This is a genomic window from Segatella cerevisiae (assembly GCF_024054555.1).
Taxonomy (GTDB): domain Bacteria; phylum Bacteroidota; class Bacteroidia; order Bacteroidales; family Bacteroidaceae; genus Prevotella; species Prevotella cerevisiae.
In genome coordinates this window covers 32,124-53,614 of sequence record NZ_JAMXLY010000020.1, presented here as the reverse complement: position 1 = coordinate 53,614, position 21,491 = coordinate 32,124, and the positions used below count along the sequence as shown (strand labels likewise).

General features: G+C 44.5%; 21 protein-coding genes and 5 tRNA genes. 19 read left to right on the top strand and 7 right to left on the bottom strand.

The window, feature by feature from the left end; genetic code table 11:
- Positions 1 to 211: 211 nt before the first annotated feature.
- The gene (locus tag NG821_RS06850; RefSeq protein WP_252760917.1) at positions 212 to 1,021 is read right to left on the bottom strand and encodes a molybdopterin-synthase adenylyltransferase MoeB; all 810 of its coding nucleotides are present in this window, start codon (positions 1,019 to 1,021) and stop codon (positions 212 to 214) included.
- Between the two features lie 32 nt (positions 1,022 to 1,053).
- Complete coding sequence (gene thiS / locus NG821_RS06845) at positions 1,054 to 1,266, bottom strand: sulfur carrier protein ThiS (protein WP_252760916.1); 213 nt, start codon at positions 1,264 to 1,266, stop codon at positions 1,054 to 1,056.
- Positions 1,267 to 1,711: 445 nt separating this feature from the next.
- Here thiS and NG821_RS06840 point away from each other — a divergent pair, with 445 nt between their 5' ends.
- Complete coding sequence (locus tag NG821_RS06840) at positions 1,712 to 3,766, top strand: TonB-dependent receptor plug domain-containing protein (protein WP_252760915.1); 2,055 nt, start codon at positions 1,712 to 1,714, stop codon at positions 3,764 to 3,766.
- A gap of 12 nt (positions 3,767 to 3,778) precedes the next feature.
- Here NG821_RS06840 and NG821_RS06835 read toward each other — a convergent pair whose 3' ends face one another.
- From NG821_RS06835 to NG821_RS06825, 3 genes are all read right to left on the bottom strand, one after another.
- Positions 3,779 to 4,831 (bottom strand): iron ABC transporter permease, encoded by a 1,053-nt coding sequence (locus NG821_RS06835; RefSeq protein WP_252760914.1) that lies wholly within the window; start codon positions 4,829 to 4,831, stop codon positions 3,779 to 3,781.
- The gene (locus NG821_RS06830; RefSeq protein WP_252760913.1) at positions 4,828 to 6,015 is read right to left on the bottom strand and encodes an ABC transporter substrate-binding protein; all 1,188 of its coding nucleotides are present in this window, start codon (positions 6,013 to 6,015) and stop codon (positions 4,828 to 4,830) included. The genes NG821_RS06835 and NG821_RS06830 overlap by 4 nt, the downstream gene beginning before the upstream one ends.
- A 66-nt stretch (positions 6,016 to 6,081) precedes the next feature.
- A complete protein-coding gene (locus NG821_RS06825) occupies positions 6,082 to 6,951 on the bottom strand; it encodes a phosphate ABC transporter ATP-binding protein (protein WP_252760912.1) in 870 nt (289 codons plus the stop codon).
- Between the two features lie 558 nt (positions 6,952 to 7,509).
- On the opposite strand from NG821_RS06825, the gene NG821_RS06820 reads away from it, so the two are divergent.
- Positions 7,510 to 8,463 (top strand): PstS family phosphate ABC transporter substrate-binding protein, encoded by a 954-nt coding sequence (locus tag NG821_RS06820; RefSeq protein ID WP_252760911.1) that lies wholly within the window; start codon positions 7,510 to 7,512, stop codon positions 8,461 to 8,463.
- A gap of 86 nt (positions 8,464 to 8,549) precedes the next feature.
- Here the strand turns inward: NG821_RS06820 and NG821_RS06815 are convergent, their stop codons facing one another.
- Positions 8,550 to 8,870, bottom strand: coding sequence for a branched-chain amino acid transporter permease (locus NG821_RS06815; RefSeq protein ID WP_252760910.1), 321 nt, complete (start codon positions 8,868 to 8,870; stop codon positions 8,550 to 8,552).
- The gene (locus NG821_RS06810) at positions 8,867 to 9,565 is read right to left on the bottom strand and encodes an AzlC family ABC transporter permease (RefSeq protein ID WP_252760909.1); all 699 of its coding nucleotides are present in this window, start codon (positions 9,563 to 9,565) and stop codon (positions 8,867 to 8,869) included. The genes NG821_RS06815 and NG821_RS06810 overlap by 4 nt, the downstream gene beginning before the upstream one ends.
- Before the next feature lie 801 nt (positions 9,566 to 10,366).
- Here NG821_RS06810 and NG821_RS06805 point away from each other — a divergent pair.
- From NG821_RS06805 to rplL, 17 genes are all read left to right on the top strand, one after another.
- Positions 10,367 to 13,165, top strand: a complete 2,799-nt coding sequence (locus NG821_RS06805; RefSeq protein WP_252760908.1) for a TonB-dependent receptor — start codon at positions 10,367 to 10,369, stop codon at positions 13,163 to 13,165.
- 26 nt (positions 13,166 to 13,191) lie between these two features.
- A complete protein-coding gene (locus NG821_RS06800) occupies positions 13,192 to 14,724 on the top strand; it encodes a hypothetical protein (protein WP_252760907.1) in 1,533 nt (510 codons plus the stop codon).
- Between the two features lie 256 nt (positions 14,725 to 14,980).
- Entirely contained in the window at positions 14,981 to 15,172 is a 192-nt protein-coding gene (rpsU, locus tag NG821_RS06795; protein ID WP_252760906.1) for a 30S ribosomal protein S21, read from the top strand.
- Between the two features lie 128 nt (positions 15,173 to 15,300).
- Positions 15,301 to 16,179: a tyrosine-type recombinase/integrase gene (locus tag NG821_RS06790; RefSeq protein WP_252760905.1), complete on the top strand. Its 879-nt coding sequence runs from the start codon at positions 15,301 to 15,303 to the stop codon at positions 16,177 to 16,179.
- A 26-nt stretch (positions 16,180 to 16,205) separates the two neighbouring features.
- Positions 16,206 to 16,505: a ribosome hibernation-promoting factor, HPF/YfiA family gene (hpf, locus tag NG821_RS06785; RefSeq protein WP_252760904.1), complete on the top strand. Its 300-nt coding sequence runs from the start codon at positions 16,206 to 16,208 to the stop codon at positions 16,503 to 16,505.
- A gap of 97 nt (positions 16,506 to 16,602) precedes the next feature.
- Positions 16,603 to 16,676: transfer RNA gene (locus tag NG821_RS06780), tRNA-Thr, on the top strand.
- Between the two features lie 41 nt (positions 16,677 to 16,717).
- Positions 16,718 to 16,800, top strand: a tRNA-Tyr gene (locus NG821_RS06775).
- A gap of 17 nt (positions 16,801 to 16,817) precedes the next feature.
- Positions 16,818 to 16,890: transfer RNA gene (locus tag NG821_RS06770), tRNA-Gly, on the top strand.
- An 11-nt stretch (positions 16,891 to 16,901) separates the two neighbouring features.
- Positions 16,902 to 16,973, top strand: a tRNA-Thr gene (locus NG821_RS06765).
- An 87-nt stretch (positions 16,974 to 17,060) separates the two neighbouring features.
- Complete coding sequence (gene tuf, locus NG821_RS06760) at positions 17,061 to 18,266, top strand: elongation factor Tu (protein WP_252760903.1); 1,206 nt, start codon at positions 17,061 to 17,063, stop codon at positions 18,264 to 18,266.
- 60 nt (positions 18,267 to 18,326) lie between these two features.
- Positions 18,327 to 18,402, top strand: a tRNA-Trp gene (locus tag NG821_RS06755).
- Positions 18,403 to 18,414: 12 nt separating this feature from the next.
- Positions 18,415 to 18,606 (top strand): preprotein translocase subunit SecE, encoded by a 192-nt coding sequence (gene secE / locus NG821_RS06750; RefSeq protein ID WP_252760902.1) that lies wholly within the window; start codon positions 18,415 to 18,417, stop codon positions 18,604 to 18,606.
- A 15-nt stretch (positions 18,607 to 18,621) separates the two neighbouring features.
- Positions 18,622 to 19,170 (top strand): transcription termination/antitermination protein NusG, encoded by a 549-nt coding sequence (gene nusG / locus NG821_RS06745; RefSeq protein ID WP_252760901.1) that lies wholly within the window; start codon positions 18,622 to 18,624, stop codon positions 19,168 to 19,170.
- Positions 19,171 to 19,280: 110 nt separating this feature from the next.
- Entirely contained in the window at positions 19,281 to 19,727 is a 447-nt protein-coding gene (gene rplK, locus NG821_RS06740) for a 50S ribosomal protein L11 (RefSeq protein WP_252760900.1), read from the top strand.
- Between the two features lie 13 nt (positions 19,728 to 19,740).
- Positions 19,741 to 20,439, top strand: a complete 699-nt coding sequence (gene rplA, locus NG821_RS06735) for a 50S ribosomal protein L1 (RefSeq protein ID WP_252760899.1) — start codon at positions 19,741 to 19,743, stop codon at positions 20,437 to 20,439.
- Between the two features lie 12 nt (positions 20,440 to 20,451).
- The gene (gene rplJ / locus NG821_RS06730; protein ID WP_252760898.1) at positions 20,452 to 20,973 is read left to right on the top strand and encodes a 50S ribosomal protein L10; all 522 of its coding nucleotides are present in this window, start codon (positions 20,452 to 20,454) and stop codon (positions 20,971 to 20,973) included.
- 47 nt (positions 20,974 to 21,020) lie between these two features.
- On the top strand, positions 21,021 to 21,398 hold the full coding sequence (gene rplL, locus NG821_RS06725; RefSeq protein WP_252760897.1) for a 50S ribosomal protein L7/L12: 378 nt from the start codon (positions 21,021 to 21,023) through the stop codon (positions 21,396 to 21,398).
- Positions 21,399 to 21,491 lie beyond the last annotated feature (93 nt).

Genomic DNA, 21,491 nt, shown 5'->3' with positions numbered 1-21,491 from the left:
CTGAAAAGGAGACTTCTTGCTTCTGATTCGACATATCTAAAGGATTAAAGGGTTTATACTGTGGCAAAGATACAAAAAATCCCTTTTCATTCCCTTTGGCGAAAGACGATCATGTACGTTTCATATTAGAATTGATTTTTTGCAGGATATAAGTCCTGTCAGTTGTTATCCGGTCTCACGGTCTTTTAGGTGAGTTCAGTTGATGGGTCTCTTAATGATTTTTCAAGTCGCAGGCAGCCTGATCATAATCGATGAGGTGGTCGATGGTGGGGTGAGCGCCGCAGATCTCGCAGTTCTCCCTCTTCTTGACGTGAATGGTGCGGAAATTCATGGTCTTGGCATCGAAAGTCAACAGGCGATCAGTGAGCAACTCGCCGATGCCGAGGAAATACTTCAAGGCCTCTGCTGCCTGTATGGTTCCCAACATACCTGCTATGGCACCCAGCACACCGGCCTGACTGCATGTCGGAACGGCACCTACGGGAGGCGGTTCTTTGAAAAAGCAGCGGTAGCAGGCTGAGCCTGGAACGTGCGTGAAGGTCTGGCCTCGAAACCTCAGTATACCTCCGTGAGAAAAGGGTTTGTTGAGCATGACACAAGCGTCATTGATAAGGAACTTGACCGGGAAATTATCTGTCCCGTCAATGATGAAATCCCAAGGCGCAATGATTTCTTTCGCATTGGAAGAATAGAGGTACTCATGGTAGGTGGTCACCTTGACATCCGGATTGATGGCTATCATTTTCTCTTTGGCGCTTTCCACTTTAGGTCTGCTGACATCTTTGGTGAAATGAATGATCTGGCGTTGCAGATTACTGAGATCGACGGCATCTGCATCCACGATACCGATATGCCCTATACCGGCTGCAGCCAAATACAAGGCTGCCGGTGCACCCAGTCCGCCTGCACCGATGATGAGCACCTTGGCGTTGAGGAGTTTTTCTTGACCTTCAAGTCCGACTTCCTGAAGAAGGATATGCCGGCTGTACCGTTCTATTTGTTGTTCCGTTAATTCGATCATGATATGACTTTTTGTTATAGAAAATAGGTTGCTCAGAGACTCCCGCCTCCCATGAAATAAAGAAAATCGATCTTGTCACCGTCTTTCAGTTGGGTGGAGTCATAATCCTCTTTCTCTATAAACTTCTCATTGATCTGCACAGTGACCATATCCGGTTGTAAGACCTTGTCCAGTTTTAACAGTTCTCTTACTGTCAGGGGAAGTTTGACTTCTTGTTTTTCGTCATTTACAATGATTTGTGCCATATCTTTTAGTTTTTTGTTTGGTTGTAGACGCAAAGGTCGCAACTTTTAGTCAGGTATGTAATACCACCCTTAGGGTATTTTGCCTCACAAACTTTTGTTATGCGAATACTTATCTTGTGGTATTGTGAGAATAGTAGAATGTGCCGACCTTTGTATCTGGTTTTAAGGAATTTATAATCAGAGAACAAAATGCTTAAAGACGATGAAAGCGGTATCGTGTCTGTCCGCATCCGAAAGAAAGAATCATGGCTTCAGGGGAATGACTTGGATAGACCTTAAAGCCAACTGGAAAATACACTCATCATGTGTGTATGGGAGGAGATGTCTTCTGGCTCTTCGCATGCTGTATCACAGTTGAGGCCATACCTTCGTGGTCTTTATTTTCAGGGAGGTATTCTCTTATGAAAATGCTCAAGAAATATTTATTCAACCAGAATTGATTTGAATGAAAAAGAAAAATTTGTTATTAGGGATTTTAGGGAGTTTTATCACAGTGACGACCAATGCTCAAACAGACAGTCTGGATCTGTCGCGGGTAGTCAACCTTGGACCTGTCGTCGTGACCGGTGACGGTCATCAACAGTTCTTGCATTCATCCGTTACGCCTGTCAAGGTGGTGACGGCGCAGGATATCCGGAAGAGTGGGGTCGGAAATTTTACTGACGCCATTACGACACTGGTGCCTCAGGTGTCGGTATCTCCTAATTCTACCGGCTCCTATCTCCATCTTAATGGCCTGGGCAACAAGTATGTCCTGGTTCTGGTCAATGGCAAGAAAATGATCGGGGATATCTCAGGGAATATTGACCTGAACCGCATTGACTTGTCTCATATCGACCGTATAGAAGTTCTCGATGGGGCTGCTTCTACGCTTTATGGCAGTGACGCCATAGGAGGGGTGATCAATATTATTACGACTCCGTCAGATCACCGTCCTCTGTCAGTCCGTTCGGAGACCCGAGTATCCGGTAAAGGGCAATTCCATCAAGCTGTGGATATTGATATTTCCGGAAAAAGGATCGGCAGTTATACTTCTTTCGGTCATGATCAGGCGGGATATTTTCGTAATAACGACTATGAATATGTAAAGGGTAATTCAGGAACGACCCAACGCTCTTTGGCTCCTCTTACTTCCGGTTTCCGGAACAATCTGTTTTCTCAGCGCTTCTCTTTCCGGCCGACAGATCGCTTGAGTCTTTTTATGGAGGGAAACTATGGTTGGCACAAGACTTTCCGCCCCAATACGAGTGCTGAGACGACGGGCGGATTCGACTACGAATTGCGCTCGGAGTCATGGAGATGGGATGCAGGCGGGACTTACCGGTTGAATCAGTCCAACAGTCTTCAACTTCGTCTGAACGGCGATGACTATAGTTATGGCAATGAGTATGATGTAGCTACGCAGCCTTATCATGTGGGGGACTACATCAGAAAAAAGACACAGCGAATGTACGAGGCTGAAATCAAAGGCATATTCAGCCTGTATCGTCATTCCGTCACTATCCTGGGATTGGACTGGCGCAATGATTTCATGAATGCGGTCACCGGACAGGTCGACAATCATGTGTACACCCAAGCGGCCTACCTCCAGCATGAGATGCAACTGCTGAACAATCTGAAACTGACTCTTGGAGCACGTTACAACCATCACCAACTTTTCGGGAGTAATTTCACACCTAAGGCAGCTCTTTGGTATGCTCCGGGGAAGTTTGTCTTGAGGGCAGCTTATTCTCGTGGCTTTCGTGCACCCGGACTTGATGAACTCTATTATCGCTATGTCAGTTTTGTCAGGGATTTCTCGACGATCACCATTGGCAACAAAAACCTGAAACCCGAGAAGAGCAATTATTTCTCGTTGAGCGCAGAGTATCAGATGCGTCATGCCGGATTCGGCATAACGGGTTTTGTCAATGGCATAAAAGATATGATCGTGGAAGATGTCATTCCTGTGGATGCTGAGAAGATGGCCCAACTGCGGAAAGAATTCCCTGAGATAACGGATGCGCAGGCCGCAAAAACGGACCATTATAACCTCTATGTCAATAGTGATAAGGGCCGGGTATATGGCTTGCAGGTCAATGCCGGTGTGAGCCCTTTGGATGGTTTGAATTTGTCTGCAGACTATGCCTGGATCTATGGACGGCAACAGACAAATGGCGTGTGGGACAATCTGGAAAGGAGTATCAGAAATACCTTTACGCTGCTGGCTGATTATCACCATGACTGGCAGAAATATACCTTGGATGTTCATTTGGATGGACGCCTCCAAAGTCGGACCTATTATCCTTCGGCATACGAAAATGCGCCCGGATATGGCATCTGGAATTTGAATACTGTACATACGTTGCGTTGGCTCAGAAAATGGTCGATCCAACCCAGTTTAGGCATAGACAATATCTTCAATACGAAAGACCGGCGCATCGGCAGCAGTATCCGCCGATATGCCAATTTCTCACCTGGAAGGATGATCGTGATAGGATTGCGGTTAGAATTAGATTGAGGATGTAGGGCCTTAATAACTGCTCACATCTTTACGTCTCTTGAAAAGGACACTCATGACAACGGGTGCCCCGATAAGCGCTGTGACGGAATTGACTGGCAGTACACCTTCAAAACCTGGCATCCGGGCTATCAGATTGCAGAGTAAGGCTAAGACGGTACCCGTAAAGAGGGATGCAGGGAGCAGGAGTCGTTGGTTGTTCGTCCTGAAGAGGCTTCGGCAAAGATGGGGGACAGCTAAACCGATGAAGAGGATAGGTCCGCAATAAGCTGTGACAATGGCAACGATAATGCCACTGCAGAGAATGATCTGCAGTCTTGCCCTGCGGATATCCAATCCCAGGTTACGGGCATAACTCTCTCCGAGCAGTAGGAGGTTCATGGGTTTGACCAGTAAGAAAGACAGGGGGAGGAGGACGGCCATAAGGATAACGAACAGGAGGACATTATTGCCGGAGACACGAGAAAAACTCCCCAGTCCCCATACCATGTATGCCCTGACATCATCTTCATCGCTGAAGTATTTCAAGACGCCGATGACGGCACTGGTCATATAGCCGATCATGACACCGATGATAAGCAATGTGACTTTCCCTCTGACCTTCTGAGCAATGAAAGCGATGAGCGCCATGACGGACAATGCACCTATGACGGCTGCTATGGACAGTGCCGCATCTCCCAGATACCCCATATTACTGAGTGCCTTTCCGCCGATTGTGCCTGACAATAGGACAACCAATGCTACACCCAGAGCCGCTCCACTGGAAATGCCCAGAATGGAGGGACCTGCAAGCGGATTGTGGAAGACGGTCTGCATCTGGAGTCCGGCAACAGATAGTCCTGCACCTGCTGCCATCGCAGTCAGGGCTTGCGGTATACGTGAATACCAGATGATGTTGCTGTGGATGATTCTGAGATTTTCATCTGTCCCTGACGGAGAACCTGTGAGAATCTGAAAGATTTCGTGAAAAGGAATACTGACAGATCCGATCAAAAGGTTGGTCAGGAAAAGGATGATGACTATTGCGATGAGCAGAATCATCAAAACCGTAGGATTCCTCTTCATTTCAGGATAGCGTAAAACTTAGGATGATAGTTCTTCATCAATTCGGGATGAAAAGCGTAGACGAAGTCGGCCAGGAGTTGATCCGGGTGTAGAGGTGCCAGTTCGTGGTAGGCTGAAGTTCGCATATTGCAGTAGACTACGTGTTTTTCCTTGAATGCCTTGAACTTCGTGTTTCTTATGTCGGCAGCCTGCAAGGCTTTATAACTGAAGGAGCCGGGATAGTTGTTCATGATCCTCCAGTAATCGGCATTCGCTGCCATGTCGTACATCTCTTCAAAATCGGAAGGATAACCGCCCGTGTGATGGTCATTCTCCGGTATATAGGTGGCTCCGGCATCTCTGAACAGTCCTGCCAGAAAACTCTTTCCGCCCATGACAAACCATTCTCCGTCTTTATTCTCCCCACTGAACACAGTAGGTCTTGTCGTGGCTTTGGCAGCCAAGGCCTTTAACTTATTGTATCTTGAGACGACTTGCCGGAAGTAGTCGTTGGCTGCCTTTTCCTTCCCGATGAACATCGCAAAGAATTTGATCCATTCTGCCTGTCCAAGCGCTGTAGGCTCCTTGAATCCGAGATATGGGACCAGAGTAATGCCTGTTTGCTTCAACACGTCATAACCGCCGCGCTTGAAGGGGGATATGAAGATGATGTCAGGGTGAGCCTCCATGACAACTTCCGGGTCGAAACTCCCTTCATAACCGATCCTGACGATTTTGCCTTCCTTGACAAGTTGCTTGACGGTCTTGTTTTGCAGATAGTGGGTGCTGGCAATGCCGGATACTTTGTCCAGCGCATTGAGGGCTATAAAGGAGGACAGATATTCTGTTCCCATGGGAATGCAACTTCTTATAGGGACTTCGACTTGATCCTGATAGTCTCCGGGGATGTTTTCTGCCTTTACCCCACGGGGGATCAGGGCTATATGGTATGCTTTATGGTGACTGTGAGCCTGTGAAGGGTCATCACTGTAGATGTCGACAAGGCGGATACCATTCTTGAGGTATTTCACTTTAAAGCATTTGGCATATTGCGGACTGATATGCGCACTGTCACTGAGGATAGTCTTCAGGTCGGCTTTGTCATTGGATATTCCTTCTCTGGAACGTAACTGACATGCGCTCAGAATGATACATGAGAGTATAATGGTCAATTGGCATGAGAAACTCACGAATGATTTCTTCATAATTGAATTTGTAATTATCCTGAGAATGTGGGAAATCAACATAGGGGAAAAGTGTTGATTCGCCGTTCAACTGAAGGTGCCGTCCAGATACCGCTTGGTCAGTTCGTTCTGCGGTTGCTTGAATACTTGCGTGGCACTTCCGGCCTCAATGACCTCTCCGAGGTACATGAAAATGACGTAATCCGCAACCCGGAGCGCCTGTCGTAAAGTATGGGTGACCATTACGATGGAGTAGTCTTGTTTCAGGTTTGTAAAGAGTTGTTCTACTTTCTTGCTGCTAATAGGATCCAATGCACTTGTGCTCTCATCGGCCAATAGAAAACTGGGTTCGACCGCAAGGCTACGGGCAAGGCACAGGCGTTGCTGCTGTCCGCCACTGAGTTTGGCTGCGGGTGACTTCAGGCGGTCTTTCACTTCCTCCCACAACCCTACCGCCTGCAGATAATGCTTGACGATGGCACTCAGTTTCTTATGATTACGTATGCCATGAATACGGCATCCGTAAGCGATGTTGTCGTAAATGCTCATTGGCAGAGGGCAGGGACGTTGTGGTACTAGTCCGATGTTGCGCCTGAGTTCAGACAGTCTGCTGTTGTTGGCTGACAGGATATTGGCCCCGCCTAAGTTCACCTCGCCTTTCATCTTCAGTCCCTCTACATTATCGTTCAATCGGTTGAATGTGCGCAGCAGGGTACTCTTGCCACATCCTGAAGGCCCGATAATACAAGTGATCTTGTTCTTCGGGATGTTGACATTGACGTGCTTCAGGATCGGATTTCCATTAATAGACACGTTCAAGTCCTTGGTGCTCAAACTTGCATTTTTGGGATGTGCAAACTTTGCATCTATCGCGAATGATTCCGGCTTGGAAAAAGTGAACTCTTTCTGGGTAAGGCCTACCCAAGCATGGTTGAAAATAGTTGTTATTGCATTCATATTGCTCTCCTTATATATTTCTTTTGCAATCAGTTCAGCAGATGTGGATTACTGGAAACAAAGATACGGCTAAATATAAGGTCAAAAAATACCATCTTGTTAGTAATTGCATACCAAATGTATGGTATTTTAATGGGATGATGAACCAATTGGCAGAATTGACGGCCTAAAATATTTCAATTCATGGCTTTCTGTAATGATGCAAAATAAACTGCAAGGCTGTTTTCTGGGTTCATCGCGAAGAGTTGTGCTTTTACTGTTTTTCCATCTGTCACTTCTATGAATAAAAGACGGCTTGGGGAGAGTTAATACGCTCCGTGATAATTTCACCAACGGATATAATGAATGAAACTTACCATAATCGTGGTATACGAAATACCGTAGTTTTAGGATACTTTTATCGTAGAAAACGATGTAACTTTGTCAGAAAATTTATATTATATCTTCCGATGCTTCTGCTCTTTTAAAAATGGGCTTGCCGAAAACTGTTACTTGAGCTTAGTATATATATGTAAGAGAGACTTTAGAGCAGGCATTGGAAGTTTAAAAAAACAGATTATGAAAAAGTCGAGTTTGTTGATCTTGGTGGTTTTGGTTCTGGTGTCTTCAACCTTTAGCCTCGGTTCTTGCAGTAGTAAAGGGACACAGAAGGGAGGCAATGGAAAAGAGTTGAGTGGGACGATAGCCCTATCAGGCGCCTTTGCCTTGTATCCGCTGGCAGTAAAATGGGCGGCTGAATTTGAGAAAATGTACCCTGATGTGACTATAGACCTCTCGGCCGGTGGAGCAGGCAAGGGCATTACTGATGTGCTCGCAGGTCAGGTCGACTTGGGAATGGTGTCCCGTGACCTGAAGGCAGCCGAGGTCCATCAAGGTGCACTGGCCATTGCTGTTGCCAAAGATGCAGTGGTTCCTACGATTAACGCCCACAATCCCGTTTATAAAGAATTGTTGGCAAAAGGCCTTTCTATCGAAGCGGCGAAAGGTCTGTGGGTGACAGGTTCTGTGAAAACATGGGGACAGGTGGTCGGCTCTGCCAATGCTGCTAAAGTGGATGTCTATACCCGCAGTGATGCCTGTGGTGCAGCTGAGACTTTCGCTAAATGGATGGGTAAGAAACAAGAGGACTTGAAAGGTACCGGCGTCTTCGGTGACCCGGGCGTAGCGCAACAGTTGGCTAAGGATCCTAATGGAATCGGCTTCAATAATATAGGATATGCCTATGATGACAAGACGCACAAACTGAATCCTGGACTGGCGATAGCGCCTATAGATGTAAACGGCAATGGCAAACTCGATGAAAATGAAAAGTTCTATGGGAATAAGGACCAGTTGATCAAGGCTATTGCTGAGGGCAAGTACCCTTCTCCTCCGGCAAGGTATCTTTATCTTGTGGCAAAAGGTAAACCTACAAATCCTATCGTTATCGCTTTCCTGAAATTTATTCTCGGCAAAGGTCAGAAGTATAACATTCCTGCAGGTTATATCGCTTTGAATAATAAGAAGCTGTAAGGGGAACTGAGCCTTTTGAAGTGAGGAGAGGTGTCTTTTTACCAATAAGTATGATGCCGGGTATCGGCAACTTTTATGCGGAAACTCTAAATCCTGATTAAAATCATATAGCAGAGTGTGCCCCCTGCAATTGATAGAATCATATTACGATGACGGATATGGAGGATGAAGGTGACCAAAACAGAGATAAGTTGTATCACCCCGTGTCCACCTATGCTGAAACTGATGTCCCGGAGACAGTAAATGACTAGGAGGGCAAAGATGGCCGGAGGAAGGGACTTGCCTAAATAAAGTACCCATGAAGGGGTCTTTCTGCCGGAGCGAAAGAGGGTAAAAGGCAGAAAACGGGTGAAGACGATAGCTGCTACGGCTACCCCGATAGTAATGATCTGTTGTGGAATCGTCATCGTTTTTCTCCTTCCTCAAGCCTTTTTCGGAATAGCATGACCACTAATAGAATCAGTGCTATACTGGGGATCATGAAGTTGTGATTCCCGAAACATAATAGGCATCCTATGGGAATGATCAGACCTGAGATAGAACTGGTATGGTCTTTCTCTCTGATCCAGTTGTCTGTAAAAATTGCTACGAACATGGCCGTGAGTACAAAGTCAAGTCCTTTCAGATCAAAGTGTATTAAAGGGGCAAGAAGACCGCCTGCCGTTGCTCCGATCACCCAGGAGGTTTCGTCGAGCCAAGTGATCCAGAGATAATACCATCCCCGGTCAACATGGGCCGGTGGTTCTCTGAAATTTGCAACTGCAAATGTCTCGTCTGACAACCCGAAGATCAGAAAAAACTTCTTCCATCCCAATTCTTTGTAACGTGTCAGCATGGAAAGACCGTAGAACAGGTGGCGGACGCTGACCATCAAAGCCATCAGAAAAGTCTGCATGGGATTGAAACTGCCTAATAACAAATTGCCTAAAAGAAACTCTACTGATCCCGTATAGACGATTAATGCCATCAGCATGGGATAGATGAAACTGAAACCGATGGCATGCATATAAATACCATAGGTGAGACTCAGGAAAACATATCCTGACATCACCGGCAAAGAATTTGGAAAAGCTGCTTTCAGCGCTTCCCGTTTTTTCCCCATATCTTCAAATTGTTTATATCAGGATGTATAGCCACTCTTTTGTTGAACTGCAAATGTATGAATTTTTTTGCTTTCATGCAATCCCATAAGTATGGTAAATCAAAAGAGATGACAGAAGTGGGTGATATCTTTGCCGATGACTAGGTGAAAGTGTTTCACTAGTACTATGTTACGTCTTACTGTTTTTTATAACAAGGACTTTGTCTTTTTTGATGTTGATGTGTGGAAAGTTTCTGTACATCAATCCTCTTACCGAAAGAAGGTTTTACCCGAATTCACCTTATTAATATAAGGTGTCTTTCAATTCATATTTGAATTCATAGGGTATTTCCTGCCGTAATGCCCGGGCAAGCCCTTACGATATTTTTTGATTTTCAGGTGATAAGAAAAGCATTTTAGTGATGAGATGAAAATCCGTTCAATTTGAAAGGATTCAAACTGGTAAATAGAATCTTTATCTTTCCAGTCATCTTATCCATAATACATCAACTCCTTGAAAGACGGTTTGTTCCTTAAGCCATATTGCTGAAAGTGGCTTGTCTAAAGGGCAGACCGCCGGTTGTCCATGTCGCGCCGTATCTGTCTTAACGGAATTGACATATTTTTGTATTGATTTCCTATTTTCTCCTTCATGTTCTTGTAATATGACACAGTTATCTTTGCGAATAATATGAAATAGATAATGATGAAAATGAATGTTTTCTGTGAACCTTATTAAAAGAATCGGAATAACGGAATTAAAAGAATCGGAATAACGGATAGAAATAAATAATAACCTCAATAGAAGAATACGGTGCTAAGATGAAACAAAGAATAATAGTATTTGGACTGCTCGTGATGACAATTCTGAGAGTGAACGCTCAGCACATAACCGGGCAAGTGGTGGATGAAACCAGTAATGAACCTTTGACAGGCGCGGTGGTAGAACTTCAGGGTGAAGGCAAGAGGACCGTGACAGATGTGGATGGGCATTTCGTGCTGGGAGATTTAGGAAACCGTAATTATAATCTTCTTGTCAGGTATGTGGGCTATCAGAACAAAGAGATAAAAGGTGTTCATGCGGAGTCATCATCCTCAAAAAGTGGGGTGGTTATCAAGATGAAAGCCGATGAACAACAGTTGAATGGTGTCGTAGTGACGGGTGTCGCGAGGAAGAACACTGAGACGGCAGCGATCCAACAGATGAAAAACAGTTCTGTCATCATGAGCAATGTGTCGGCACAGGAAATCAGCAGGACTCAGGATACAAATGCTGGAGAAGTGATCCGACGGATACCGGGCGTGAGTTTGATCGACGATAAATTCATCATGGTTAGAGGCCTTTCTCAAAGATATAATAATGTGTGGATCAATGGGGGAGCGGTACCGAGTTCTGAAGCTGATTCTCGCGCCTTCTCTTTCGATATCATTCCGAGCAGCCAGATCGATAATCTTACGATCGTGAAAACTCCTGCGGCTGAATATCCGGCAGATTACTCCGGGGGCTTTATCCTTATTTCAACTAAAGGTATTCCTTCTGATAACAATGCTTCTGTCTCTGTGGGCGGAAATTGGAATGATGCTTCTGTTTTCAAGAGATTCGTGTATTCTAAAGGCTCTGGAACTGATTTCCTGGGATTCGACAACGGGCTGCGCTCTCTATCCGGTGGCATCAGGGCTGTCCTGAAAGGTATCGGTGAAGAAGGGGGGACTGACTTACTTGGAAATGGACTGAATAATGATTGGATAACGAAGGCCATGCATCCCTGGGGAGACCTTAAACTTGGCGCCAGTTTAAATCACCACTGGACTTTGGGTGGGCAACAACTGGGAATGATCGCTGCTGTTAATTACACGAATGAATACCGAACTTATACGGATATGCAGAATAACCTTTTCGGTGTATACGATGTGGCGAACGACAAATCCAATTATCTTCGTCATTCAGTGGATGATCAGTATAACCATAATGTCCGTTTGGGCGCGATGGTCAATTTTACATTGCTTTCCAAAAGCGGAAACAATAAGTATGAACTGAAAAATATCTTCAATCAACTTGCCAATGACCGTTATACGTGGCGTGAAGGGGTTTCAGCCCAATCTAATTTGGAGAAATCTGCTGAGTATTATTACCGTAGCCGGATGACTTATAATGGTCAGTTGACGGGAAAACATACCTTTGAAGATAATGTGTTGGATTGGAGCGCAGGCTATTCTTATGCCAATCGCCATCTGCCGGATCGGCGTAGATATCTTCTCGATGATGCTATGGAAAGTGGCGTCTATGCACTGAACAACGGCAATGATGTCTCTCGGGAATGGACACAGTTGGATGAGCATATCTTTTCTGCTAACGTCAATGAACGACATGATTTTCATTTCGGCTCATGGAATCCTTTCCTGAAGGTAGGGGCTTATGGGGAGTACCGGACGAGAAAATATTATACTCGGGAGTTTATCTACAGTTGGAATGCCGATGACAATGACTTGCCTTCGGGCTTCCGCTATAGTGACATCACAAAACTGCTCAGTGACGAAGGGAATTATGGCGCGGACAAACTCTATCTGCTGGAACAATCTCAAATGCGCAATAACTACCGCGGACACAACACTCAAGGCGCAGGCTATATGGCCATGTCTCTCCCTTTTGGCAAACTGAATGCCTATCTCGGTGTCCGCTTTGAACATAATGACATGGAGTTGATCTCCAATACCAAAGATAATGAAGTCAGTGAGACTAGCCGCCACTACAGGGACAATGATTTATTCCCTTCCCTTAATGCTACTTACGAGTTTAATGAGAAAAACCAGTTGCGCTTCTCTTATGGTAAAACTGTCAACCGGCCTGAATTCAGGGAAGTCTCTTCTTCCGTGTACTATGATTTCGATCTGGCGTCAAGCGTCCAAGGGAATACAGAATTGAAAAATTGCTTTGTGCATAATCTGGATTTGCGCTACGAGTTTTATCCCGCCAAAGGTGAAGTGATCTCTTTGGCAGCCTTTTATAAGCATTTCGATTCTCCGATAGAGTGGACGTATACCGTGTCTGGTGGTACAGATCTGATCTATTCTTACAAGAATGCGAAGAGTGCAAATAGTTATGGGTTGGAACTGGATTTGAGGAAAGACCTTTCTTTTATCGGACTACCCGGACTCAGTTGGTCTTTCAACGGCGCTTTGATCAAAAGTCGGGTACAGTTTGCCGCCGGGGATCGGGAGCAAAACAGACCTATGCAGGGGCAGTCGCCTTATCTAATCAATACTGGTCTCTTCTATAAATATGACCGGCTGAAAATGGATCTCGCCTTGTTCTATAATCGAATAGGGAAGCGGCTGATCGGTGTGGGACGCAGTGAGGGTTCTACAGGTGATGACAGCAACGCCCGGGTTCCGGACAGTTATGAGATGCCTCGTGATGTCATTGACCTGACGGCTTCAAAAAGGTTCGGCTCTCACTTGGAATTGAAATTCAATATCCGTGATCTTCTGGATCAGAAAGTGTATTACAAACAGTTTGCAAAGGTGACGGGTACAGATGGAAGTAAGAAAACTGTGGAAGAGATCACCCGTAGTTATAAACCTGGCAGGAATATTGGTCTAACGATTATATATCAATTTTAGTAAATACGATTTAATAAGACAAGAGTATGAAAAGAATGAATGTTTTCAGATGTTTTGGTATCGTTGTGCTGGCAGCTGCACTGGCGGCATGCAGTAGTAGTGATGATTCTACTGACGGCACTAAACCGGAGGCTGGATCTTCTTATGTTTGGTCTACTGATGGCGGGCTGAAAGCTTGCGACCATATCCTCTTTACTAATGGTAAAGAAGATCCTTCGGGTACGGATATAGGTAACGGCGATCAGGAATTTGTCTTTACCGGTAAACAGACTTTGAAAAAAGGAACCTATAACTTGAAGGGATGGGTCTATATCGCCAATGGCGCAACGTTGACAATTGAGCCGGGTACGATCATCAAGGGTGATAAAGCCTCTAAGGCGGCGCTCATCGCTGAACGGGGTGGAAAACTTTATGCTCAGGGGACTGCGACTTCACCGATTGTCTTCACTTCCGCACAATCTAAAGGTAGTCGTAAACCGGGTGATTGGGGTGGCATTATCCTCTGCGGTAAAGCTAAGAACAATCAGACGGAAATGCAGATAGAGGGTGGTCCACGTACCAAGCACGGCGGAACTGATGATGCTGATAATTCCGGAGCGTTGAGTTATGTGCGCATTGAATTCGCCGGTTTCCCCTTTGAACCGGATAAAGAGATTAACGGTTTGACCTTCGGCTCTGTGGGCAGTGGTACGACCATCGATCATGTCCAGGTGTCCTATTCGAATGATGATTCCTTTGAGTGGTTCGGGGGAAAGGTCAATTGCAAATATCTTATTGCCTATCATGGTTGGGATGATGACTTCGATACGGATGACGGTTTCTCTGGTAATGTCCAGTTCGGTTTGTCTATTCGGGATCCGAAAATAGCTGATGTCTCTCAAAGCAATGGCTTCGAAAGTGATAATTGCGCAGACGGCTCTCCTGTATCTCCTTACACTACGGCAACTTTCTCAAATATGACCTTTGTCGGCCCGAAATACAATAATCCTGATTTCAAGAATGATGCCGGTTATATCACTGGTGGAGAAATGAACCCCAACAATGGTTCTTCCCTGGGTAAGTTCCAGTCTGCTATGCAGATACGCCGTAATTCCAGATTGAACTGCTATAATTCTATCGCCATCGGATGGCCTATAGGTTTGATCCTGGATAATGAGAAGGGTGACACACAGGGCGCTGCTACCAGTGGTTTGCTCAAATTGCAACATGACGTATTCGCTGATATGGACGTGAACGGGTCTGATGCCAATAAGAGTTATGTGGATCAACTCGTGACCGGGTATGACAGCAACTCCCAACCTATTTATAATGCATCTCAAAAGAGTTTCTCAAGTACATGGTTTGTTAAACAGACAGGTAATCAGACGCTGAGTGACTATACTTCCTTAAGTCTCACTAACGGTTATATGCCGTCTTCAAACAGTCCTGTCTTGACAGCAGCATCTTTTGACGGGCTTGGATCTTGGTTCTCTCAAGTGAGTTATATAGGTGCCTTCGCTAGCGGTGATAACTGGATGACAGGATGGACTAATTTTGACCCTGAAAACACAGACTATTGAGTTGTAAGTTCTGTAAGAATCCGCTTCTTACAGAACTTCTACCCGATGGAAAAGGATTTTACAAATGGTTTTTTGTCTAAAAGAGTTAAATATTTCTCTAAAGTTTTGGATAATTGACAAATAAACTGTAATTTTGCGCTCGCATTGTATCAGAAAGGATACATTGAAGCAAGATCCTTATCCCCGAAATGGAGAGAAAGGGTCCTCTGCGGTAAAAGTAGATAAGTAAAATCATTAAAATTTAAAACAAAAAAGCATGATCATTGTACCGGTTAAAGATGGTGAAAACATCGAAAGAGCTTTGAAGAAATTCAAGAGAAAATTCGAGAAAACAGGTGTAGTTAAAGAACTTCGCACACGTCAGCAGTATGACAAGCCTTCTGTGAAGAAGCGACTGAAGTTGGAACACGCCATCTATGTACAGAAGTTGCGCGCCGAAGAAGAATAAAAAATCTTAAGGAAAATTTGGAAGTTTGAAGTATTCTTCTTAAATTCGCTGTCATTACTTGAGATTTTGATATCTGTCGGCAAAGAGTCCGAAGAGAATGGACGGGAAGCTGATAAAGGTTACAGCGTATGATAGAAGAATTTTTGGACTATCTGAAGTTTGAACTTAACCGTTCTGATCTGACAATCACCGGCTATGGTGATGACCTTCGGGCTTTTGAAGTATTCTTTAAGAATCTAGATACACATCTCTCTTGGGAGTCGATAGACTCTGATATCATCCGAGAATGGATGGAGGATATGATGGATAAAGGAAACTCTGCATCGTCAATTAATAGAAGATTGAGTGCACTGCGTTCCTTTTTTCGTTTTGCATTATCCAGAAAAATGGTCTCAACTGATCCTTCACATTGTATCCAAGGCCCTAAAAAGAGCAGGCCTTTACCTCAGTTTCTCAAAGAAAGCGAGATGGATAGGATACTGGATCCGAAGATGTGGAGGATGGATGATTATAATGACGTGCGTACGCGGACAATTATTATGACGTTCTATGAGACCGGAATCCGACTATCCGAGTTGACGGGACTTGACGATAAAGATGTCGATTTCCTCAACCGGCAGCTGAAGGTGACTGGCAAGCGGAATAAGCAGCGTATTATACCTTTTGGTGACGAACTCTATGCGACTCTTGAAAAATACGTTGCTTCCCGTGCCCAAGTGCCGAAACAGTCTGATGCTTTCTTTCTGTCGGATACAGGAGAACGGATGAGAAATGATAAAGTGCGCTATGATGTCAGGAAAAACCTTTCTAAGGTTTGTGTTTTGAAAGAACGGACGCCTCATGTGCTTCGCCATACTTTTGCAACTGCAATGCTGAACCATGATGCCGGACTTGAAAGCCTGAGAAAACTGCTTGGGCATGCTTCTCTCTCTACAACTGAAATATATACACATACCACTTTTGAGCAGTTGAGAAAAGTATATAAAAATGCCCATCCCAGGGCTTAACCCTTAAATAAAAATTGGAGGCTACTATGGAAATTAAGATTCAGTCGATTCATTTCGATGCGACAGAAAAGCTACAGGATTTTATCCAAAAAAAAGCTGCTAAATTGGAGAAAACTTATGAGAGCATACAGAAAGTTGAAATCCAGTTGAAAGTCGTTAAACCTGCTACAACCTTGAATAAGGAAGCCGATATTACCGTTACTGTCCCCGGCACTCAGATGCATGTGGAGAAAGTATGTAATACTTTTGAGGAGAGCGTAGACCAAGCTGTGGATTCTTTGAAAATACAGTTGACTAAATTCAAGGAAAAGATGCGCGGACGGTAAAAAAACGCATAAAATATTTGGAAGATAAAAAAATAAGTCGTATCTTTGCAGCCGTTTACGAAAAGTGGAACCAAGCCGTTTAACGGCTGCAAAGAATGCCTCTTTAGCTCAGTTGGCCAGAGCACGTGATTTGTAATCTCGGGGTCGTTGGTTCGAATCCGACAAGAGGCTCGAAAAAGTGGATGCCAATTAAAGGCTGTTTTTTCTAAATCGGGTAGTTACCAGAGTGGCCAAATGGGGCAGACTGTAAATCTGCTGGCTTTCGCCTTCGGTGGTTCGAATCCATCACTACCCACTTCTGTAACTAATATTGCGGAAATAGCTCAGTTGATAGAGCACTAGCCTTCCAAGCTGGGGGTCGCGGGTTTGAGTCCCGTTTTCCGCTCTAATCTCCACGCTGTAATAGCTCAGTGGTAGAGCACTTCCTTGGTAAGGAAGAGGTCCTGAGTTCAACTCTCAGTTACAGCTCTACTTCGGTGCTGTTTGATGATGGTCGCCTTGAAGAAAAACCAAAGTTATTTGGATTAATCATTTATAAATAAAGAATATTAAGCTATGGCTAAGGAAGAATTCGTACGTACCAAACCACATGTTAACATTGGTACGATTGGTCATGTTGACCACGGTAAGACTACTTTGACTGCTGCCATCTCCAAGGTGCTGCACGATGAGCTCGGTTCTCAAGAGGAAGTGAAATCATTCGATCAGATTGATAATGCCCCTGAAGAGAAAGAGCGTGGTATTACAATTAACACTGCACATATTGAGTATGAGACTAAGGCACGTCACTATGCACACGTTGACTGCCCGGGTCACGCCGACTATGTAAAGAACATGGTAACTGGTGCTGCTCAGATGGACGGCGCTATTTTGGTTGTTGCTGCTACTGATGGTCCTATGCCTCAGACACGTGAGCACGTCCTGTTGGCTCGTCAGGTAAATGTACCTCGTCTGGTCGTTTTCCTCAATAAGTGTGACCTCGTTGATGATGAGGAAATGCTTGAATTGGTTGAGATGGAAACCCGCGAGATCCTCGAGCAGTATGGCTATGAAGAGGATACTCCTATTATTCGGGGATCTGCTTTAGGTGCTTTGAACGGCGTTCCAAAGTGGGTTGACTCTGTCAAGAAGTTGATGGATACTGTTGATACATGGATCCAGACTCCTAAGCGTGATTTGGACAAACCTTTCTTGATGCCTGTTGAGGATGTGTTCTCTATCACAGGTCGTGGTACTGTAGCTACAGGCCGTATTGAGACAGGTGAGTGCAAGGTAGGCGATGAAGTCGAACTCCTTGGTCTTGGTGAAAATAAGAAATCTGTCATTACAGGTGTTGAAATGTTCCGTAAGACCTTGGCAGAAGGTGAAGCCGGTGATAACGTCGGTCTGCTTCTCCGTGGTATCGATAAGGAAGAATGTAAACGTGGTATGGTCGTAACACACCCGGGTACTATTACTCCTCATGATCACTTCAAGGCTTCTATCTATGTCTTGAAGAAGGAAGAGGGTGGCCGTCATACGCCATTCGGAAATCACTATCGTCCTCAGTTCTATCTTCGTACAATGGATTGCACAGGTGAAATCAAACTTCCTGAGGGAGTTGAAATGGTAATGCCTGGTGACAATACTGAGATTGAAGTAACCTTGATTTACAAAGTAGCTTTGAACGTAGGACTTCGCTTCGCTATTCGTGAAGGTGGTCGTACAGTAGGCTCTGGTCAGATTACTGAGATCCTTGACGATGTGAAGGAACAAGGTTAATCAAACCGTTGAGGATTTGAAATACAAGTCTTCGTTACAGTTCGTGGCGAAGACTTATTTACGGGTTTAGCTCAGTTGGTAGAGCACTGGTCTCCAAAACCAGGTGTCGAGAGTTCGAGTCTTTCAACCCGTGCCAAAACGAAACAAGATGTTTAAGAAAGTGGTAAATTACTGTAAGGCTTGTTATGACGAGCTTGCGCATAAAACAACATGGCCGACTCGTGATGAGTTGGTCCACAGTGCATATGTCGTATTACTCGCTTCCCTGATCATTGCGCTTATTGTCTTTTGTATGGATTTCATTTTCCAATGGATTATGGGCGTAATTTATCCTGGTTAAATTCTTTATTAGGAAATGGCAGAATCTAAGAATAATTGGTATGTACTCAAAGTCGTTAGCGGTAAAGAAGCTAAGGTAAAAGAGTATCTTGACTCTGAGATGAAGCATAATACTTTGTTGTCAGATCATGTGGCTCAAGTGATGATACCAATGGAAAAACATGCTTCTATCCGTGCGGGTAAGCGTGTCGTAAAAGAGAAAATTTCTATGCCAGGGTATGCCTTTGTACAGGCTGATTTGGGGACTAATGATGAAGTGGCATCTGCATTGCGGTTCATGCCGAATGTGCTTGGAATTTTAGGAGGACTTGATCATCCTTCTCCTGTGTCTCAGTCTGAGATCAACCGGATGCTAGGGACTGCTGAAAACGCAGAATTCGAAGACAGTGACGAGAGTTTGTTCACTGTTGATGAAACTGTCAAAGTCGTAGATGGCCCATTTAGTGGCTTTAGCGGTGTGATTGACGAGGTCAATGCCGGTCAACATAAGTTGAAGGTGATGGTGAAGATCTTCGGAAGGAAAACACCACTGGAACTTGGGTTTAATCAAGTTGAAAAAGAATAACAGATAAAAAAGAATGGGTAGTATAGTGTTACGATACGCTCGTTCTTATTAGGTTTTAGAGGCTTCCACTCTGTAGACCTAAATGCAAATCAATAAATTATTAACAAGAAATGGCTAAAGAAGTTGCTGGATTAATCAAATTACAGATTAAGGGTGGCGCTGCGAATCCTTCTCCTCCCGTGGGTCCTGCTTTGGGTTCCAAGGGAATCAATATTATGGGATTCTGCAAGGCGTTTAATGCCCGTACCCAGGATAAGAAAGGCAAAGTATTGCCTGTCGTTATCACTTACTATACCGACAAGTCATTCGAATTCGTTGTCAAGACTCCTCCAGCTGCTGTGCAATTGGTGGAGGCTGCTAAGATTAAAGGTGGCTCAGGTCAGCCGAATCGTCAGAAAGTAGCAAGCGTCTCCTGGGATCAGGTCAAGACGATTGCAGAGGATAAGATGAAAGACTTGAACTGTTTCACGGTAGAATCTGCAATGAGAATGGTTGCCGGAACTGCTCGTAGTATGGGTATCACTGTAAAAGGGGACTTCCCTGAAACTAATAAATAACTTCAATTGAAAAATGAGTAAACTGACAAAAAATCAAAAATCAGTAGCTGATAAGGTTGAAGCAGGGAAGGCATACACATTGAAAGAGGCAAGCAAACTGGTTAAGGAAATAACCACAACTAAGTTTGATGCTTCTCTTGATTTGGATGTCCGCTTAGGCGTTGACCCACGTAAAGCTAATCAGATGGTTCGCGGCGTTGTGTCTCTGCCCAATGGGACAGGTAAGAAAGTACGTGTGCTTGCACTCTGCACTCCTGATCAGGAGGAAGCTGCTAAGGCAGCAGGTGCTGACTATGCAGGACTGGATGAATATATTGATAAGATCAAAGGTGGCTGGCTAGATGTCGATGTCATCATTACTATGCCTTCTTGCATGGGTAAGGTAGGACCTTTAGGCCGTTTTCTCGGTCCCCGGGGTTTGATGCCTAACCCTAAGAGCGGCACGGTTACTATGGATGTAGCCAAAGCTGTGAAGGAAGTTAAGCAGGGTAAGATTGATTTCAAGGTTGACAAAGCTGGTATCATTCATACTTCCATTGGTAAGGTAAGTATGACGGAAGATCAGATCTACGGGAATGCTCAGGCATTTCTCGCTACCGTTATCAAGTTGAAACCTGCTGCATCTAAGGGTACGTATCTGAAGAGTATCTATCTTTCAAGCACAATGAGTAAGGGTATCAATATTGATCCTAAATCAGTTGAAACACTCTAAAGCATTCGTAAAATGAAGAAAGAACAAAAAGATACTATTATTAAGGCTCTGGGCGAGAAACTCACAGCATATCCACATCTTTATCTTGTGGACGTGACGGGTTTGAATGCTGAAGATACAAGCAGTCTTCGCCGTAAGTGCTTTGCTAAAGAAGTGAAGATGGTCGTTGTGAAGAACTCACTTCTCCATCGTGCTTTCGAAGCTTCAGATATTGATTATTCGCCTTTATACGAGAGTTTGAAGGGAACAACTGCCTTGATGTTGACAAATACTGCCAATGTCCCGGGTAAACTCCTGAAAGAGTTTAAAGATGACGAAAAGCCTTCACTTCGTGCTGCCTATGTTGAAGAGAGTTTCTATATTGGTGCCGACAAACTTGATGAGTTGGCCTCTCTGAAGAGCAAGGAAGAATTGATTGGCGAGGTTATAACATTGTTGCAGTCTCCTGTCAAGAATGTTGTATCTGCACTTAAATCAGGCGAGAACACCCTACAAGGTGTGCTTAAGACATTAGGCAATCGTCCTGAAAAATAAATTAATGTCATTAATAAAAGTATAAACAAAATTAAAATTTAAATAAAATGGCAGACGTAAAAGCTATTGCAGAAGAATTAGTAAATCTTACTGTAAAAGATGTTAATGAATTGGCAAAGGTCCTGAAGGACGATTATGGAATTGAACCTGCTGCAGCTGCTGTAGCTGTAGCTGCAGGTCCTGCTGCCGGCGGTGCAGCCGCTGCTGCTGAGAAGACCAGTTTTGATGTTGTCCTGACAGATGTTGGTCCTACCAAACTGAAGGTCGTTAAGGCTGTTAAGGAAGCTTGTGGCTTAGGTCTGAAGGAAGCTAAGGACTTGGTAGACGGTGCTCCTTGCAAACTCAAAGAGGGTGTAGCTAAGGAAGACGCTGAAAACTTGAAGAAAGCCATCGAAGCTGAAGGTGCTAAGGTAGAACTCAAGTAATCGAGTCTGCAATTTGAAAAGCAGGTTTTACCTGCTTTCTCTACTTAGAAAATATTTTGGTTAGGATTTACCTGGTAGGTGAGTCCTAACCAT

Excerpts from the sequence above, each read along its gene's own strand:
- NG821_RS06850 (WP_252760917.1), bottom strand. The coding sequence starts at position 1,021 with ATGATCGAATTAACGGAACAACAAATAGAACGGTACAGCCGGCATATC.
- thiS (WP_252760916.1), bottom strand. The coding sequence starts at position 1,266 with ATGGCACAAATCATTGTAAATGACGAAAAACAAGAAGTCAAACTTCCC.
- NG821_RS06840 (WP_252760915.1), top strand. The coding sequence starts at position 1,712 with ATGAAAAAGAAAAATTTGTTATTAGGGATTTTAGGGAGTTTTATCACA.
- NG821_RS06835 (WP_252760914.1), bottom strand. The coding sequence starts at position 4,831 with ATGAAGAGGAATCCTACGGTTTTGATGATTCTGCTCATCGCAATAGTC.
- NG821_RS06830 (WP_252760913.1), bottom strand. The coding sequence starts at position 6,015 with ATGAAGAAATCATTCGTGAGTTTCTCATGCCAATTGACCATTATACTC.
- NG821_RS06825 (WP_252760912.1), bottom strand. The coding sequence starts at position 6,951 with ATGAATGCAATAACAACTATTTTCAACCATGCTTGGGTAGGCCTTACC.
- NG821_RS06820 (WP_252760911.1), top strand. The coding sequence starts at position 7,510 with ATGAAAAAGTCGAGTTTGTTGATCTTGGTGGTTTTGGTTCTGGTGTCT.
- NG821_RS06815 (WP_252760910.1), bottom strand. The coding sequence starts at position 8,870 with ATGACGATTCCACAACAGATCATTACTATCGGGGTAGCCGTAGCAGCT.
- NG821_RS06810 (WP_252760909.1), bottom strand. The coding sequence starts at position 9,565 with ATGGGGAAAAAACGGGAAGCGCTGAAAGCAGCTTTTCCAAATTCTTTG.
- NG821_RS06805 (WP_252760908.1), top strand. The coding sequence starts at position 10,367 with ATGAAACAAAGAATAATAGTATTTGGACTGCTCGTGATGACAATTCTG.
- NG821_RS06800 (WP_252760907.1), top strand. The coding sequence starts at position 13,192 with ATGAAAAGAATGAATGTTTTCAGATGTTTTGGTATCGTTGTGCTGGCA.
- rpsU (WP_252760906.1), top strand. The coding sequence starts at position 14,981 with ATGATCATTGTACCGGTTAAAGATGGTGAAAACATCGAAAGAGCTTTG.
- NG821_RS06790 (WP_252760905.1), top strand. The coding sequence starts at position 15,301 with ATGATAGAAGAATTTTTGGACTATCTGAAGTTTGAACTTAACCGTTCT.
- hpf (WP_252760904.1), top strand. The coding sequence starts at position 16,206 with ATGGAAATTAAGATTCAGTCGATTCATTTCGATGCGACAGAAAAGCTA.
- tuf (WP_252760903.1), top strand. The coding sequence starts at position 17,061 with ATGGCTAAGGAAGAATTCGTACGTACCAAACCACATGTTAACATTGGT.
- secE (WP_252760902.1), top strand. The coding sequence starts at position 18,415 with ATGTTTAAGAAAGTGGTAAATTACTGTAAGGCTTGTTATGACGAGCTT.
- nusG (WP_252760901.1), top strand. The coding sequence starts at position 18,622 with ATGGCAGAATCTAAGAATAATTGGTATGTACTCAAAGTCGTTAGCGGT.
- rplK (WP_252760900.1), top strand. The coding sequence starts at position 19,281 with ATGGCTAAAGAAGTTGCTGGATTAATCAAATTACAGATTAAGGGTGGC.
- rplA (WP_252760899.1), top strand. The coding sequence starts at position 19,741 with ATGAGTAAACTGACAAAAAATCAAAAATCAGTAGCTGATAAGGTTGAA.
- rplJ (WP_252760898.1), top strand. The coding sequence starts at position 20,452 with ATGAAGAAAGAACAAAAAGATACTATTATTAAGGCTCTGGGCGAGAAA.
- rplL (WP_252760897.1), top strand. The coding sequence starts at position 21,021 with ATGGCAGACGTAAAAGCTATTGCAGAAGAATTAGTAAATCTTACTGTA.